The organism is Corynebacterium pseudopelargi (assembly GCF_003814005.1).
Taxonomy (GTDB): domain Bacteria; phylum Actinomycetota; class Actinomycetes; order Mycobacteriales; family Mycobacteriaceae; genus Corynebacterium; species Corynebacterium pseudopelargi.
Genome location: NZ_CP033898.1, coordinates 2,106,984 through 2,122,657, shown reverse-complemented (window position 1 = coordinate 2,122,657; position 15,674 = coordinate 2,106,984). Strand labels below are relative to the sequence as shown.

Here is a 15,674-nt window from a genome sequence, read left to right as displayed (position 1 = left end):
GATGCATACGGAATTACGCTATACCGTCTACGCTAAAACCGTGCGATTAGGTGTATTGGACGTGGGAAGCAATACCGTTCATATGGTAGCGGTGGACGCCAAGCAGGGCGGCCAGCCAAGCCCCATGAGCGATTGGAAAACCACGCTAAAGCTGGTGGAGTACCTGGATAAAGACGGGGCCTTAAGTGATAAGGGAATAAAGAAGCTCACCAGCTTTGTAGAAGAAGCCAAGGGCGTGGCAGAGCAGCTCGGCTGCGAAGAGCTGATGTCCTTTGCCACCTCGGCGGTGCGTTCTGCCACCAATGCCGATGCGGTGCTCGACCATGTAGAAGAAGAAACTGGGGTGCGCCTAGAAATCTTATCCGGCACCGACGAGGCGCGACTGACCTTCCTGGCAGTGCGACGCTGGTATGGCTGGTCTGCTGGGCGCATTGTCAACCTCGATATTGGCGGCGGTTCCCTGGAGATGTCGTGTGGCACCGAAGAAGCCCCCGATGCCGCCTACTCCTTGGATTTGGGTGCAGCGCGCCTGACGCATAATTGGTTTGAAACTGATCCGCCTTCGCGTAAAAAGATCAATTTATTGCGCGACTACATTGATGCCGAGTTGGATGAGCCAGCAAAAGCATTGCGGGCCTATGGGCCTAAGTGGCGCGCGGCTGCAACTTCAAAAACCTTCCGTACCCTGGCACGACTCACCGGATCTGCCCCATCTTCGGCCGGTTTGTATGTGCAAAGAGAACTCACTGCGGCGGGTTTGAGACAATTAATCGCCTTCATTTCTCGCATGACAGCGGCAGACAGGGCAGAATTAGAAGGAGTGAGTTCGAATCGATCGCATCAGATCGTCGCTGGCGCCCTCGTGGCCGAAGCTGCGATGCGTGCGCTCGAACTCGAAAGAATTGAGATTTGTCCTTGGGCGTTGCGTGAGGGAGTAATCCTTCGTCGCCTCGAACAGGGCATGGCCCCACAGACGACCCGGTCACAAGACCGAGGAGGTAAATAGGAGCAATGAGCGATAAGCAACTCACCGTCGCCGAACTGCTAGCGCGTTCGGGCGGTTCGGACGACAGCTCCAAAACCCCGCGTCGCCGTCGTCGCCGCAGCCTTGAAGAAGGCGGCATTTCCGTAGCTGAGCTGACGGGCAACATTCCCAAGGTTGCCTCCAAGCCCACCGAATCACGGCACTCCAATGTGCCCATCGACGCCGAGCACGACAATCGCCCCGACGCAGAACCCACCACTTCACAAGACCCCTTGGATGTGGATCGCGATACCTCTGCCGAGGAGCAGCAGCCAAGCCCCCTTGGTGTGGAGCAAAGCGAAGTGCCCACCGATGATCAATCGGACGTCGTATCCCAGCCCCTTGGAGCACAGCCCAAGGAGGACCCGGAAGAAGACCACGATGCGCCTTTGGCTGTTGACGTCCCGGATGAAGACGCCGAGGCAGATGCAACCGATGTGCCTGCCTCCCAAGAAGCCAGCAAGGAAAGCGATATTTCCTTGGCAGTGGTGGATGAAAAGGATCCAGTGCAGCTGACCACCGGCTCCTTCCCCGCGCAGGCAGTGCCGCAGGCAAGCGCCGAAGAGGCCCTTGAAGAGCCCACGCCGGCGTTTGACAAGGAATATGAGGAGCACTTTGATCAGCCCGCTCCCGAGCAACCCTTGCAGGAAGAGCCCGAGCTTCTGCAGCAGCGCCTCGGCACCGACGCTGAAGAAACCACGGTGATCAAGGAAGTGCGCGAGCCCGTGCGCCCGCAGCACGATGCCGAAGACACCAACGTGATCCGTCAGGTACAAGAAGACGTCGAGGAAGAAGAGCTTGACGACGAAGCCCTGGCCGCAGCCTACGACGAAGAGGCCGCAGCGAATGAGAAGATTTCCATCGGCGCAGTCATCCTGATGGCGCTGGTGGGCATCGTGCTTGGCGCGGTGATCTTCTTCGGTTTCCAGATGCTCTGGGGTTCGATGAATAAGTGGCTCGTGAGCGTGCTCGCCCTTGCCGTAACCGGCGCGATGGTGGGCGTGGTACATGCGCTTCGTACCGCCAGCGATAAGTTCAGCATGGGGCTATCCGCCCTGGTGGGATTGGTACTGACCTTCGGGCCAGCGCTGATTGTCTAGCGCTTCTACGCCCTGTCGGTGGCCTGCTTCGAGTTGGAGGCAGGCCACTTTCGTTTGTTTCAACGCTTTCGCAGTGGCAATCTAGGGCGCATGTCTACTGTTGCAATCATCGGAGGCGGCAAGATCGGCGAGGCGCTTGTTGCTGGCCTGATCTCCGGCGGGATGAATCCGAAGAAAATCCACGTGGCGAATCGTCGCAGCGAACGCAGCCAAGAGCTCAAAGAGCAATACTGCATCGTGCCGTTTAACGATAACGCCCAGGCAGTCGATGGCGTTGACGTGGTTTTCTTGTGCGTGAAGCCAAATGTGCTGGTCAAGGTGGCCGATGAGATCGCCGAGGCCGTGGACAATAATGACTCCACCATCGTCGTATCCATGGCTGCCGGCGTGACCAACGCAAGCATCGAAGAAGTCATGGCAGCAGGCACCCCGGTACTTCGCGTGATGCCGAATACGCCCATGCTGGTGGGCAAGGGAACCTCGGCCATCGCGCCGGGCCGTTTTAGCGACGAAGAAAGCATCGAGCAGGTACGAAAGCTGCTGCAGACCGTCGGTGCAGTTGAAGTGATCGCAGAATCCGACATGGATGCTGTGATTGCCATGTCAGGCTCTTCTCCTGCGTATCTCTTCCTCTTTGTAGAGTCCATGATCGATGCCGGTGTCCAACTTGGCCTCAAGCGAGAAGTGGCGAAAAAGCTGGCCATCAACTCGATTTATGGTGCCGCAGCGATGCTGCAGGAAACAGACGAAGAACCGGCGCAGTTGCGCGGCAATGTCTGCTCGCCAGGAGGCACCACGATCGCTGCTGTGCGTTCTTTAGAGGAATCGGGGTTGCGCGGCATGATGTACCGGGCCACCGAGGCTGCAGCCAAGCGCAATGCTGAGATGAGCAAGCAATAAGACGCTGTAGTGCTGCGGCGCCGGGTTGTTGAGGTGCCGGGTTGCTGCGGTACCGGGTTGCTGCGGTGCCGGGTTGTTAAGGTGCTGCGGCTGTGCGCGGGGCTTTCTGGCCCTGGTGCTGGGGTAGCGCTCCGAAGGGGGCGTTACCCCTTTTCTTTTAAGTTCTACTTCAGACTCTGTTGAAGCTGGCAACAAAGAAACTTCTGTGTACTGTGCTTTTAGTGTTTTCTCATGTGACTCACGAGACGATTGCGTTTCTTCTTTTCACCTAAGTCGCAAGCGCAACACAGTTCACGCTAAGCTTATGCAAGCACGTGCGTGTCCGTTCTGTGGGAGGGGAAGCCTACAGCGCGCCACGAGCTGAAGGGTAGATATAACTATGGCAAGAGAAGAAAACGGGACCTTTCTAACGGTTGCGGAAGTCGCAGAGATCATGCGAGTGTCCAAAATGACCGTGTACCGACTCGTCCACTCTGGCGAACTGCCGGCCGTGCGCGTGGGACGCAGCTTCCGCGTCCATGAAAAAGCGGTGAACGAGTATTTAGACGCCTCCTACTACGAGGTGGGCTAGTAGCTGTGTTGCCTTTATGGCCAACAGCTAGCACTAGCTAGAGGTTCTTTCACTTTTCACACATCCCCCTTGGTGGCACCAAGGGCGCGAAGTACCGTGAGGCTTCGCGCTTATAAGCCGGTGCCTCCCTGGGGGTTTTGTGCTTCGAGTGAACGATGAAACTCAGGTGGCGATTTGGGCAGGGCGAAAGCTCGCCGGTATGATGGTTCGCATTCGTGTCGGCGCCGCCTCGGCGGCAGTCTAGTCAAGCCCGTCTTGATCAGCTAGACCACGCTTGAGGTGTTCATGCAGCGGAAGAATGTGCACTTCAACCGCGAAAACGTAGATGTGATCGTTGATCGAATCTCGCATGCGAACGCCGACAGGGAAGTACGTACACCAACGAATTTTGTAAAGGGGACCGATTCATGGGTTCTGTGATTAAGAAGCGCCGCAAGCGCATGTCCAAGAAGAAGCACCGCAAGTTGCTGCGTCGCACCCGTGTGCAGCGTAGAAAGCTTGGCAAGTAAGCCTGAAGCCTTCGTGCTTTATTGTGCAGGCCGCCTAGACACCGATCAGATGCGGTGTCTAGGCGGCTTTGTGCTGCGATCACCCCTGCAATTGGTCTAGACCCAAAAAAGAAAGACTGCTCTTATGACCCAGCGTTCAAGCGTTTCACCTCGCCTCTTAGCGTTAGTGCTCGCCTTAGTCCTTGCCGTAGCCGGCGGCGCCTATTTCATTGGTGCGCGCTCAAGCAATGAGCAATCCCAGCAAACAGCGACTGAAAGTGCTCAAGGCGAGGATGGCCAGGCTTCATCTGATCAATCGCTGCCGGTACTTGCCAACCCGAACATCAGGCAGGAAGTCACCCCAGGCACCCAGGGTCTGGATGGCCCTGAACCCTTGGCAGATGGCAGTTATGATGCCAGCATCTTTGGACCCAAAGCACCTATCAAGAGTGCTGAGGATGTGCGCAATGTTCACCGCCGTAACCCACAAGATCCCTTCGCTATCGGTGCAGTGGATGCCCCGGTGGTGATTGCAGAATTCTCGGACTTCGAATGCCCCTATTGCAGCCAATGGTCGAATAACACTGAGCCGGCGTTGATCAAAGAGTATGTTGATCGCGGCTTAGTCAGGATCGAGTGGAACGATATGCCGGTCAACGGCCCGGCGGCAGAAGCTGCCGCCAAGGCTGGTCGCGCCGCTGCTGCACAAGGAAAATTCGATGCATTCCGCCGTGCGTTCTATCAATCCACCGCCGAGATCTCCGGCCACCCCAACTTCACCTTGGAAGATTATGTGCGATTTGCCAAGCAGGCAGGCGTGCCAAATATCGAGCAATTTCGCCAGCAGGCCAGCGATGGCACCTATGACGAGGTAATTGAGCAGGCCAAGCGCTATGGGGCTTCCATTGGTATTCAAGGCACCCCGGCCTTTGTGGTGGGGGAGCAATATATCTCTGGTGCGCAGCCGCTTGATGTGTTCATGCGCGCGATTGACCAAGAACTGCAGAAGGTACAGCAGCAGCAATAAGCTAAGCGCGCCTTTCGGTTTAGCGCTTGCTGCGCCGGCTGTACTTCCAGCCGCTTAAGCTCAGGGCTGCGGTGGCAAGGGCTGGGGCTCCATAGGCACGCACCGCCTTGCGTAGGCTGCGATAATCGCGGATTTCCCAGCCGCGCATCATTGCTTCTTTGCGCAGTTTGCGATCAGGATTTACAGCAACGGCGGTGCCAACCATGGATAACATGGGCACGTCGTTGACGGAATCGGAGTAGGCGGTGCAGCGGCTCAGGTCGAGCTGCTCAAGGGTGGCGAGTGCTGCCACGGCGTGGCGTTTGCCCGGGCCGTGCAAAATATCGCCCACCAGCTTGCCGGTAAAGCGGCCATCTTTTACTTCTGCCACCGTGCCCAGTGCGCCGGTAAATCCGAGGCGCTGTGCCAGCACCTGGGCTAGCTGCACCGGGGTTGCCGAGACGAGCCACACTTGCTGGCCTTGGGCGAGGTGCTGATCGGCCAAGGCCTTGGTGCCTGGCCAGAGCTTTTCGCTCATATTTGAATCAACGATCTCCTCGCACAAGCGCACGAGCTCGGCTACTTCGCGTCCTTTGACAAATTCCAGTGCCTGTTCGCGCCCTTTGGCTACATCTTGGGCGTTTTCTGCACCGGTGAGACGATACTTGGCCTGTTTCCAGGCAACGGGCAGGATCTCGCTGATCTTAAAAAAGCGGCGTTTGGCAAGCTCCATAAAAAACACGGCGAGGGAGGAGCCTTGGATGAGGGTGTTATCAATATCGAAGAAGGCCGCGGCACCCACATCTTGGGGGATATTGGGGTCTGGGATACTGATGCGAGAGGAGCCTGCGGCTTCGAGCGCTCCGCTGACTGAATCAAGCCCTGATGCGTAGTCTTTGAGGTCTAGATCGAATAGTTCGGCGGCGGCCAGTGCTGCGGATGCCTCACCGGCGAGCCTTTGGCTGGTGGCGTTGATCGGTGGCATAGCTAATTCCTCGAAGAAGCGGCGAAGATTGCCTTTGGTCATGGACCAGCCGGCAAGGAATTCTTGGGGAGTTTGGGGCCAGGTGGGGTCTTGGGAACTAAAGCTCAACAGCGTCGCTTTCCACAATCGGAGCCGATGTATCAGTAATCTGTCACCATCGTAACGGCTAGAAGCAAAAGCTTCTCGACGAACCCCGCAAAGCAGCAAAGGAAGTGGCAAGCCAGTGGCTGAAAAGGTTGCATTAATTACGCGCGAGAACTGCGGTTCCTGCAAACGGGTGGCAGCGCAGATCGCACCTATTGTGCAAGAAGCACAACTTCCCTTCCTCATTCAAGGCGTAGAGACTGATCCTGAACTCGCCGCAGAATTCGGCGATAGGGTCCCAGTGGTGCTCATTGATGATGAGGAATTTGCCTGCTGGGAAGTGGATAATGAGGAATTACGCCTCGCGCTCGGATTGCGATAGGCGCCACACCCGATTCCGGGCACTTAGCCCAGGCTTTGTTGTGGGAATAGCCTGCGGGGGATTAGCGTTGGTTAGTCCGGAGTAAGCGGAGCCTCATCAACCGATCGGTTGATATTGTTGAAGCTTCGTTGACAAGACTGAAAAGATTCCACGGTGAAAGCGGTGATGAGGGCGTGAGCTTATTGGTGGTGGGCATGTCCCACCGATCTGCGCCAGTGGCCCTGCTCGAACAGCTGAGCTTGGATGAGGCAGGGCAAAAACATGCTGCCCTGGCCATGGTGGATCGCCCCTCCTTGAGTGAAGCGATGATTGTGTCTACCTGTAACCGCCTTGAGGTGTATGCGGTGGCCAATAGCTTCCACACTGGCGTTGGCGAAGTAGTCGAGGTGCTGCAGGAAGTCTCTGGAGCAGATATCGAAGAGCTGCGCGGTTCCTTGTATGTGCGCTACGCCGACGCTGCTGCTGAGCACATGATGCTGGTTTCTTCGGGGCTTGATTCCATGGTGATTGGCGAGCAGCAAATCATCGGCCAGGTTCGATCCTCATACCAAGGCGCAATTGAGTCCGGTTCTGTAGGCCCAGCCCTCCACGGTTTGGTGCAGGCGGCGCTGCGAACCGGCAAACGCGTGCACGCAGAAACGGAGATCGACGAAGCCGGTGCGTCGATGGTGTCTTTCGCTTTTGATAAAGCACTCGATGCCATGGGCCGAGAAGACCTCAGCGGCAGCACAGGGCTCGTGCTCGGTGCCGGTGCCATGGCTTCTTTGGCCGCCACCCACATGGGCAGGCTCGGCATTGATCGCATCATCGTGGCCAATAGAACCCGCTCCAGGGCTGAGCGTTTGGCAGAACACGCCCGGCAAGCCGGCGTGCAGGCCGAGGTGGTGGACTTTGAACAGCGCCATAGCGTGCTCGATCAGGTAGATATTGCCGTATCGGCCACCGGTGCGGATAACTTCACCATCACCGCCGAGGACATTCCGGCAGCAACGTCCTCGCTGATGCTCATCGACTTGTCCCTGCCCCGCGATATCTCCGATGCCACTGCACAATTAACAGGTGTGCAATTGGTCAATATTGAGCGGCTCAAAGAGATGAATGCTCGCACCGGCACCCCCACCGATGCCGCAGCCCAGGCGATCGTGGCAGAAGAGCTTGAGGCTTATACCTCTGCACAGCGGGTGCGCAACGTCGCCCCGGCTGTGTCTGCGTTGCGTAAGCACGCGGCCGAGATCATCGACTCGGAAATTGAGCGTTTAGTGGCAAGAACCCCCGATATGGATGATCATTCCTTCGGAGAGGTGCAAAATACGGTGCGCCGAGTGGTAGATAAGCTCCTGCATCACCCAACGGTGCGGGTCAAAGAACTCGCTGCTAGCAGCGGCACCGTCTCTTATGACACCGCCTTGCAGGAACTTTTCGGCTTGCCGCTTGAGCGCGGGGTCAGCGTGGCAGTGTCTGAATTGCCCGATGCTGAACTCGTGGCACTGGGCTTTACCCAGGCCGATAAGGTACTTCGCGCCGAATAATTGGGCATAGATATCCAGCTAAGATCCAGGTAGAAAGGGCTCTATGAGTCTGAAAATCGGTACGCGCGGCAGCTTGCTTGCCACCACCCAGTCCGGCCATGTTCGCGATGCGCTGGCTGAACAGGGAGTCGAGGCGGAGCTGCATATCGTCACCACCCACGGCGATGTGAATATGGCGCCGGTGGAAAGAATCGGCGTGGGCGTGTTTACCCAAGCCTTGCGCGAGGCTCTAGAGGCCGGTGAATGCGATATTGCCGTGCACTCTTTTAAGGACCTTCCCACCGAACCGGATCCGCGCTTCCACCTGGTGGTGCCCAAGCGTGCCGATGCCCGCGATTGCCTCATTGCCCGCGATGGTCTGCGCCTGGAGGAGCTGCCCCAGGGGGCAAAAATTGGTACCGGGGCGCCACGGCGTATTTCTCAGGTGATGCGTCTTCGGCCTGATGTGGAATGTGTGCCACTGCGCGGCAATATTGATACGCGCATGTCAAAGGTGCGTTCCGGTGAGCTCGACGCCGTGGTGTTGGCCTATGCCGGCCTTGAGCGCGTTGGGCGTGGCGAAGAAGCCACCGAGGTGTTTGATCCGGAGATCTTTGTGCCTGCCCCTGCACAGGGTGCGCTCGCCATCGAATGTCGTGTAGATGATGAGCAAGCCCGCCGGGCCATCGATGCCATCGCTGATGCCTGGGCGCAGTCTGCTGCGCTGGCAGAGCGCGTGGTGCTCAACCGCCTCGAGGCAGGCTGTACTGCGCCGGTGGCCGTTGGCTCTAGCAATATCGACGGCCAGTTGCGTGTGCATGCTGTGGTGGTCTCCCTTGATGGCACCGAGTTGCTTGAAGCGCAGGCTCAGGGCGATATTGCTCAGGCAGATGCGATTGGCCAGGACGTGGCTCAGAGTTTGCTCGATGCTGGTGCGGCGCAGATTCTGCAATAAAACTCCACTACCTTGCCCCTTGGGCCTGCTGGCTTGAAAAAGGTGCGGTGAGAAGCAACAACGCCGGTTTTTATACCCAATGGCAGGGGTGAAAACCCGGCCGTGCTATATTGCCCAATTTTCTTTCTGCACCTTAAAAAGGTTAGGGTTGAATCCAGTTATCGCCTCAGCCGGGCACCAACAACGGTGCTGTCTGGGGCGTGCATTTGTGTTTAGCAGGCGTGCGAAAAGCGCGCAGACTACAACGAACCCCCGCGGTTCTAGAACAGCGAATTTGTGTAGATGAGTGAAGCCCCGCAGGAAACTAATCCTGGTGCCGTGATCTTCGTCGGTGCAGGCCCTGGTAATCCAGACCTGCTCACTGTCCGTGCGCGCGAGGTGTTGAGCCATCATGCACATGCTTTGGTGGATCAAGCCGTGCTGCCGGGAGTGCGTGCCGTGATCGGCAGTGCATTAGAGGTGCCCGCCGCCAAATTGGAGCAGGCCGAGCAGGCCTATGAGCGTCTCTGTGCCGAGGCGAAGGCCAGTGGCGCTAAACGTAAGCCGCACCGCCCCGCACCGCCCACGGCCGCTGAGATCGAAGATGTCTCCAGCGAAGAGTCCGTCGAAGATGTGGTGCAGCGCTTAAAGGCATTGTGCCAGGGTGGCCAGCAGGTGATTCGCCTGGTTCAGGGTAATCCGCTTGCCGACGAACGCACGCTCGCAGAGATCAACGAAGTTACCGAGCAGGGCCTGGAGTTCCATATCGTTCCGGGCATGTCTTTGCCTGCCACCGTGCCGATGTTTGCCGGCATTGCCTTAGGTTCTACCTATACCGAGACTGACCTTTCTCAAGGCAAGATCGACTGGGATCAATTGGCAAGCGCCCCGCAGCCACTGGTGTTGCAGGCAAGCCGCGATGATCTAGCGCTGATTGCAGAGGAGCTTTTAAGCCGAGGCATCCCAGAAGATACTTCGGCCACGGTTACTGCCTATGGCACCACCCGTTTGCAGCGCAGCTTCGATGTGGAGCTGTCTCAGCTTGCTCGCCTAGACGTTGATCTCAGCCCCACGGTGGTGGTGACCATTGGCCGGGCCGTGGATGAGCGCACCAAGTATTCCTGGTGGGAAAATAGGCCACTCTTTGGTTGGCGTGTGCTTGTGCCGCGAGCAAAGGATCAAGCAGGGCCAATGAGCGCCAGGCTGGCCTCGCATGGTGCGATTCCGCAGGAAGTTCCCACGATCTCCGTGGAGCCTCCCCGCAACCCCGCCCAACTTGAGCGTGCCATCAAAGGTGTGGTGGAAGGTCGCTACCAGTGGGTGGTATTTACCAGCGTGAATGCTGTGAAGGCCGTGTGGGAAAAGATCCGCGATTTTGGCCTCGATGCCCGCGCCTTTGCCGGTGTGCGCATTGCAGCGGTGGGCACCAAAACCGCCCATGCTGTGCGCGAACTCGGTATCACCCCAGAGCTATTGCCGCCGCGGACGCGTCAAAATGCTGCGGGGCTTGTTGAGGTATTCCCCGAATACGTCGAAGACCTCGACCCAGTTTCGCGCGTGCTGCTACCCAGGGCCGATATCGCCACCGAAGTGTTGGTAGAAGGCCTTGGTGCCGCTGGTTGGGAAGTAGACGATGTCACTGCCTACCGCACCGTTCGAGCAGCGCCTCCAAGTGCCGAGGTGCGCGACATGATCAAAACCGGCGGTTTTGATGCCGTGTGCTTTACCTCTGCATCTACTGTGCGCAACCTCGTCGGCATCGCCGGCAAACCGCATCAGCGCACGATCATTGCCTGCATTGGGCCGATGGCGAAGGCCGCCGCAGAAGAAGCGGGTTTGAAGGTCGATGTGGTGCCAGAGGTCGCCGATGTGCAGTCTTTGGTGGATGCGCTTGCCAGGCACGTAGCGGATTTGCGCACCGCCGGGCAGTTGCCTCCACCGCGAAAGAAGCGCCGTAGTCGTAAACAACCCACTGCCGCAAGCAACTAGCCTGCGTCTGTGTGCAAAAAGGGTAGCGTTAATACAGCGCCAGTGAGGTTGCCCGCAGCAACCTCACTGAAGCTCAGCACACTACCCAGATTGCCTAGGCAATGCTGTTTGGAAAGGAAGCCATGTCTGCAGCCGAATCTCAATTGAATCGCCGCCCACGCCGCCTGCGTTCCTCGAAGCAGATGCGCGAATTTGTCGCGGAGACGCAATTGCGCCCAGCAGATCTGATCCTGCCCATGTTCGTAGCCGATGGCATCGACGCACCCAACCCGATCGTCTCCATGCCTGGGGTGGTGCAGCACACGCTCGATTCTTTGGTTGAGGCAGTGCGCGAAGCCATCTCGGTGGGTATTCGCTGCGTGGATCTCTTTGGTGTACCCCTCGATAGCGATAAAGACGCCGAGGGCAGCGCCGCCTGGGATAAGGAGGGCATTTTAAATGTTGCTCTTCGCACCCTGCGCCGTGAATTTGGAGATGAAATCCTCATCATGGCCGATACTTGCTTAGATGAGTTCACCGATCATGGCCACTGCGGCGTGCTCAGCACCGATCGCTTTGGCAAGGTGATCGTGGATAATGATGCCACCTTGCCGCTCTATGCGCGCATGGCGGTAGCACAGGCAGAAGCCGGTGCTCATATCGTCAGCCCCTCGGGCATGATGGACGGCCAGGTGGCCTATATCCGCCAGGCGCTCGACCAAGCTGGCTTTAGCGATGTCGCCATCATGGCGTACTCGGCAAAATACGCCTCCGCCTTCTTTGGCCCATTCCGCGATGCGGTGGGATCCTCCCTCCAGGGCGATCGCCGTGCGTATCAGCAAGACCCTGCCAATATTCGTGAATCGCTGCTCGAAGTCGATCTCGATATCGAAGAAGGCGCCGACTTTGTCATGGTCAAACCAGCCATGCCCTACCTGGATGTGCTCCGGGAAGTCAGCGAACGCTCGCTCGTACCCGTGGCCGCCTATCAGGTTTCAGGTGAATACGCCATGCTCAAGGCTGCCGCCGCCCAGGGTTGGTTGGATGAGCGCCAGGTGATGATGGAATCACTCATGGCCATCAAGCGCGCAGGCGCGAACCAAATTCTGACCTACTTTGCAGTCGATGCCGCCAGGGTGCTGCGAGGTGAAGTCTAATTTTGAGCACCGAGAGCAAGAACGCCACGGCGGTTTCAGCGCAACGCCCGGAACCACTGCGCTTTGCCCTAAGGTGCTGGTGGGTGGTGGTGGCCGCAGAGATCATCCACCAGATCACGAATTTCATCATCGCGTTATTAACGCGCGGTCAGCTCCGCAATGAGATTGCCTCAAGCCAAAGCCAGGAGCTATCACCAAAGCTTCTCGACGCCGCCACCATCATGGCACTGGCCGGCATCACAGGTCTTTCGCTGATCATCGTCGGGATCATCGCTTGGTTGGTCTATACCCTTGGGCGTGCCGAAAAACGTGCGCCCATTGCGCGGAGGGTGCTTGGATATTTTGCTATCTACTTCGCGTTGCGCGCCGGGCTGCTGTTTAGCATGCAACCCCAGGGTGGCATTGATGTTGCCTACTACGCCATCGATGGCTGCTTACAAATGCTCATCGGTGTGCTTGGGCTTCTGGCCATCTACTTTGCTTCGCGCCCGGAGTCGGTGGAATTCATCGAGGGCAAAAAGGAGCAGCAGGAATGATCACGCAGCCGTCGAAAAGCGAAACTGTGCTGATCTATCTTGGCATCGTCGCTGCTGTGTTACTCATGGTCTCGCGTGGAGTGATGACGGTGTTATCGGACTCCTCGGCGCTGGGGCAGCACCCACTGCTTGGCGTGGCCAATATTTTTTGTGGCGTCTTGCTTGCGGCAGCCACAGCCCAAAGCTCGCTTAACCAGGCGAAATCTCGACGGGGGCTCTCGCTTGGGCTGCAGCTTTGTCTAGCCTTAAACCTTCTCGCCCTGGCGCTCGGAGCAGCCATTGCAGAGCATGTACTCATTGTGCTGATGTTGGCCTATAGCCTCTTTGCGATCCGTCGCCTGCACCCAGATAGTTGAATGGAAAATCCCGCGGAGTTCACATGAGCCAGGAACCACATCTCACCGACCCAGATGAGCAACTGGGGCGGGTCATTAGCCAAGCCAAAGAGGCCGCGGCGCTCGCCGGTGTTGATACTCGCGCTGGAGTCGATCCAGAAGAAAACGCCCAAGCCCTTGTTCATGCGGGTAAAACCTCATTCGCCTTCGAACTCAGCGGCCTGTCCAGCGCCACCATCGTCGGAGAAATCGAAGAGGCCTTAAGCCAGCTCAACGGTGTGGATGCGCGCATCGTCTACCCATCTTCAACCGCCTGGGTGAGTGCTTCGAGCACCTTTGATCCTCAAAGCATCGTGGACGTCTTCGCGCGCTTTGGCGTCGATGCCCAACTCACGGATTCTTCACTGCGCAGGCGCGTTGCCTGGTCAGATGTAGAAGACGGCCGTTTTCGACGCTCCGTGCGCCGGCATCGTCGTCGTGCATCCAAAGAACAAGTAGAACAAGAAGAACGCCAATTTGAGCTCGCCCGCAGGCAAGGCTTTTTAGAGCGCCAATCCGATCACCGCCGCCGCCAAGCCTCCACGCAGGTGCTCTTTACTGCTCGTGAGCTGATTACAAAGAAGCGCTTCTGGGTATCCCTGGCCTTCTCCATTCCGGTGCTCATCGTCAGCTATTACCCGTGGATGCAATTTGATTATTGGCAGTGGGTCCTTGCTGCGCTATCAGCACCGGTGGTGTTTTATGGCGCGTGGCCTTTTCACCGCGCCACCATCGGCGGTGCGCGCCGGGGCATGTCGGCTTTGGATTCGGCAAGCTCAGTGGCCATCCTGCTCGGTTGGTTCTGGTCTTTGGCCGCGATGTTGTTTAGCCGAGTCGGTGATATTGGCTACCGGGCAGACCCAACGTGGGCATCCTTAAGCCCGGATCAAGCCAGAACCGGCATGCTCTTTTTCGACGTCTCCTGCGGCATGACCTGTATTTTGCTGGCAGGCAGGCTCTTGATTCGCCACACCCGCAATAATTTGCTGGATGATTTAGACCGTCTGCGCACAGACCACAACACCAAGGTCACCTTGGTTACCCGGCACCGCAAAAACCCAAAGCCGGTTGAAACCAGCGTCGCTGTACAAAAACTCAATGTTGGCGACGATATCTTGGTAGGCCCTGGTGATCTTGTGCCTGTAGACGGCGTCGTCATCGGTGGTTCTTCCACGATCAATACTGAAGCGCTCGGCATCGAGCCACGCGAGGTCTCTGTCAACGACAAGGTCTATGCAGGCAGCATCAATGGTGATTCGCGCCTAAAAATCCGCGTCTCGCACACCGGTCACCGCACCTGGTTGGCAGAAATTTATCGTTGGGTGGCAGATACCAACGTCAACCAAAATATGGCCGATGATTTGGCCACCCGCACCGCCTCAACGCTGGTGCCGGTGTCATTTATGATCGCCGCCGCGGATTTTGCGCTTTGGGCGTTGATTACCGGCAACCTCACCCAGGCGTTTGCTAGTGCTTTGGCCGTGCTCGGTGGCGTAGCCCCGGTGGCCTTGGCTGTTTCGGCATCGCTGGCGATGCGCCAAGGCATTGAAGGAGCCGCGCGCCGGGGTATCTTGATTCGTTCTGGTAATACCCTGCGCGCGCTCGACGAGGTAGACACGGTGATTTTTAATCGCGTGGGAGCGCTTTCAAGCGGTGAGATGCACGTTGAAACGGTGACGGCTGATCGCGGTGAGAACCTAGATCTGGTGCTTCGCGTTGCCGGCGCCCTGGCGCTGGAAAGTGATCACCCCGTATCACGCGCCCTGGTGCGCGCTGCCCGCGAGGCTCGAGACGCACAGCACACCAGCACCATCCCCAACTGGATCGAGGTCTCGCACTATGAGCTCGATGAGGACGGAAACTTCCACGGCATGGTGGAACTGCCCATTCAAAATTCCGATGGGGAAGAAGAACTGCGCCAAGTAGAAGCCATTTTGTGGCGTCCGAAGAATCTTTCCGAGCTGGACGGCAGGCTTGCACAAGCAGCGGTCTCTGGCGGCACCCCCTTGGTGGTGCGCTGGAAGGGCAAGGATCGAGGCGTGATCACCTTGCACGATGACGCCAAAGACGATGCCATCGATGCCGTTGATGCACTGGAACAAATGGGGCTTGAGACCATGATGCTCAGCCGCGATACCTATCCAGTGGCACGGCGCTATGGCGATACGGTGGGCGTTTCCCATGTGCTAGCAGGCATCCAGCCGGCGAATAAAGCACAGACCGTGCGCTCTGTGCGCACGCACGGTGCACGCATCGCCATGGTGGGCGACGATTCTGTGCGCCGCTGCTTCCGGGTAGCCAATGTGGGTATTCAGATCGGGGCCATGAGCCACGTACAAACCGCCTCGGCCATCGAGCACAGTGAAGCCGATGTGGTCATGCTTGAAGGCAACGTCAAACCCATTCCGCAACTCTTCCAATTTGCCCGCAAGATCAATAGGGTTGTGCACTCCAATATCGCCTTTGCGTGGGGCTATAACTTCTTAGCAATGTTGGCCGCCATTGCCGGTGTTTTGCACCCAATGATTGCGACGGTGTTGATGCTGGTATCCACCCTGTATATCGAGGTGCGTTCCAACCGAGTGGGCAGCTTTGCGCCCGTGAGCAACAAAGCAGAAGCAGACAACCAAAGGATTGAGGGATCCCAGGTAGCATAG

At 57.8% G+C, this 15,674-nt stretch carries 15 protein-coding genes; 14 read left to right on the top strand and 1 reads right to left on the bottom strand.

The annotated features are described in order from the left end of the window. Positions 1–40: 40 nt before the first annotated feature. The 6 genes from CPPEL_RS09975 to CPPEL_RS09950 all read left to right on the top strand — a co-directional run bounded on the left by CPPEL_RS09975 (position 41) and on the right by CPPEL_RS09950 (position 5,110). Complete coding sequence (locus CPPEL_RS09975) at positions 41–1,006, top strand: Ppx/GppA family phosphatase (RefSeq protein WP_123960985.1); 966 nt, start codon at positions 41–43, stop codon at positions 1,004–1,006. Between the two features lie 5 nt (positions 1,007–1,011). Continuing rightward, positions 1,012–2,124, top strand: coding sequence for a ribonuclease E domain-containing protein (locus CPPEL_RS09970; RefSeq protein ID WP_123960984.1), 1,113 nt, complete (start codon positions 1,012–1,014; stop codon positions 2,122–2,124). 90 nt (positions 2,125–2,214) lie between these two features. Next, complete coding sequence (proC, locus tag CPPEL_RS09965; protein WP_123960983.1) at positions 2,215–3,024, top strand: pyrroline-5-carboxylate reductase; 810 nt, start codon at positions 2,215–2,217, stop codon at positions 3,022–3,024. 379 nt (positions 3,025–3,403) lie between these two features. After that, a complete protein-coding gene (locus CPPEL_RS09960) occupies positions 3,404–3,595 on the top strand; it encodes a helix-turn-helix domain-containing protein (protein ID WP_123935426.1) in 192 nt (63 codons plus the stop codon). Positions 3,596–4,002: 407 nt separating this feature from the next. Further along, the gene (locus tag CPPEL_RS09955; RefSeq protein ID WP_003402602.1) at positions 4,003–4,104 is read left to right on the top strand and encodes a 30S ribosomal protein bS22; all 102 of its coding nucleotides are present in this window, start codon (positions 4,003–4,005) and stop codon (positions 4,102–4,104) included. A gap of 124 nt (positions 4,105–4,228) precedes the next feature. Continuing rightward, positions 4,229–5,110, top strand: coding sequence for a DsbA family protein (locus CPPEL_RS09950; RefSeq protein ID WP_123960982.1), 882 nt, complete (start codon positions 4,229–4,231; stop codon positions 5,108–5,110). 19 nt (positions 5,111–5,129) lie between these two features. Here the strand turns inward: CPPEL_RS09950 and CPPEL_RS09945 are convergent, their stop codons facing one another. After that, entirely contained in the window at positions 5,130–6,182 is a 1,053-nt protein-coding gene (locus CPPEL_RS09945) for an HAD-IB family hydrolase (RefSeq protein ID WP_123960981.1), read from the bottom strand. A gap of 115 nt (positions 6,183–6,297) precedes the next feature. On the opposite strand from CPPEL_RS09945, the gene CPPEL_RS09940 reads away from it, so the two are divergent. The 8 genes from CPPEL_RS09940 (at position 6,298) to CPPEL_RS09905 (ending at position 15,674) form a co-directional block, all read left to right on the top strand. Continuing rightward, on the top strand, positions 6,298–6,540 hold the full coding sequence (locus CPPEL_RS09940) for a glutaredoxin family protein (protein ID WP_123960980.1): 243 nt from the start codon (positions 6,298–6,300) through the stop codon (positions 6,538–6,540). A gap of 173 nt (positions 6,541–6,713) precedes the next feature. Next, the gene (locus CPPEL_RS09935) at positions 6,714–8,069 is read left to right on the top strand and encodes a glutamyl-tRNA reductase (protein WP_123960979.1); all 1,356 of its coding nucleotides are present in this window, start codon (positions 6,714–6,716) and stop codon (positions 8,067–8,069) included. Between the two features lie 43 nt (positions 8,070–8,112). Beyond that, positions 8,113–9,003, top strand: a complete 891-nt coding sequence (gene hemC, locus CPPEL_RS09930) for a hydroxymethylbilane synthase (protein WP_123960978.1) — start codon at positions 8,113–8,115, stop codon at positions 9,001–9,003. Between the two features lie 282 nt (positions 9,004–9,285). Beyond that, a complete protein-coding gene (locus CPPEL_RS09925) occupies positions 9,286–10,971 on the top strand; it encodes a bifunctional uroporphyrinogen-III C-methyltransferase/uroporphyrinogen-III synthase (protein ID WP_123960977.1) in 1,686 nt (561 codons plus the stop codon). Between the two features lie 122 nt (positions 10,972–11,093). Further along, a complete protein-coding gene (gene hemB, locus CPPEL_RS09920; protein WP_123961310.1) occupies positions 11,094–12,107 on the top strand; it encodes a porphobilinogen synthase in 1,014 nt (337 codons plus the stop codon). Positions 12,108–12,109: 2 nt separating this feature from the next. Next, positions 12,110–12,643, top strand: coding sequence for a hypothetical protein (locus CPPEL_RS09915; RefSeq protein ID WP_123960976.1), 534 nt, complete (start codon positions 12,110–12,112; stop codon positions 12,641–12,643). Continuing rightward, a complete protein-coding gene (locus CPPEL_RS09910; RefSeq protein WP_123960975.1) occupies positions 12,640–12,999 on the top strand; it encodes a hypothetical protein in 360 nt (119 codons plus the stop codon). The genes CPPEL_RS09915 and CPPEL_RS09910 overlap by 4 nt, the downstream gene beginning before the upstream one ends. A 23-nt stretch (positions 13,000–13,022) precedes the next feature. After that, the gene (locus CPPEL_RS09905; RefSeq protein ID WP_123960974.1) at positions 13,023–15,674 is read left to right on the top strand and encodes a heavy metal translocating P-type ATPase; all 2,652 of its coding nucleotides are present in this window, start codon (positions 13,023–13,025) and stop codon (positions 15,672–15,674) included.

Bases quoted from the DNA above. Each gene is read 5' to 3' on its own strand.
- CPPEL_RS09925 (WP_123960977.1), top strand. From the start codon at position 9,286: ATGAGTGAAGCCCCGCAGGAAACTAATCCTGGTGCCGTGATCTTCGTC.
- CPPEL_RS09950 (WP_123960982.1), top strand. From the start codon at position 4,229: ATGACCCAGCGTTCAAGCGTTTCACCTCGCCTCTTAGCGTTAGTGCTC.
- CPPEL_RS09910 (WP_123960975.1), top strand. From the start codon at position 12,640: ATGATCACGCAGCCGTCGAAAAGCGAAACTGTGCTGATCTATCTTGGC.
- hemC (WP_123960978.1), top strand. From the start codon at position 8,113: ATGAGTCTGAAAATCGGTACGCGCGGCAGCTTGCTTGCCACCACCCAG.
- proC (WP_123960983.1), top strand. From the start codon at position 2,215: ATGTCTACTGTTGCAATCATCGGAGGCGGCAAGATCGGCGAGGCGCTT.
- hemB (WP_123961310.1), top strand. From the start codon at position 11,094: ATGTCTGCAGCCGAATCTCAATTGAATCGCCGCCCACGCCGCCTGCGT.
- CPPEL_RS09960 (WP_123935426.1), top strand. From the start codon at position 3,404: ATGGCAAGAGAAGAAAACGGGACCTTTCTAACGGTTGCGGAAGTCGCA.
- CPPEL_RS09955 (WP_003402602.1), top strand. From the start codon at position 4,003: ATGGGTTCTGTGATTAAGAAGCGCCGCAAGCGCATGTCCAAGAAGAAG.
- CPPEL_RS09905 (WP_123960974.1), top strand. From the start codon at position 13,023: ATGAGCCAGGAACCACATCTCACCGACCCAGATGAGCAACTGGGGCGG.
- CPPEL_RS09970 (WP_123960984.1), top strand. From the start codon at position 1,012: ATGAGCGATAAGCAACTCACCGTCGCCGAACTGCTAGCGCGTTCGGGC.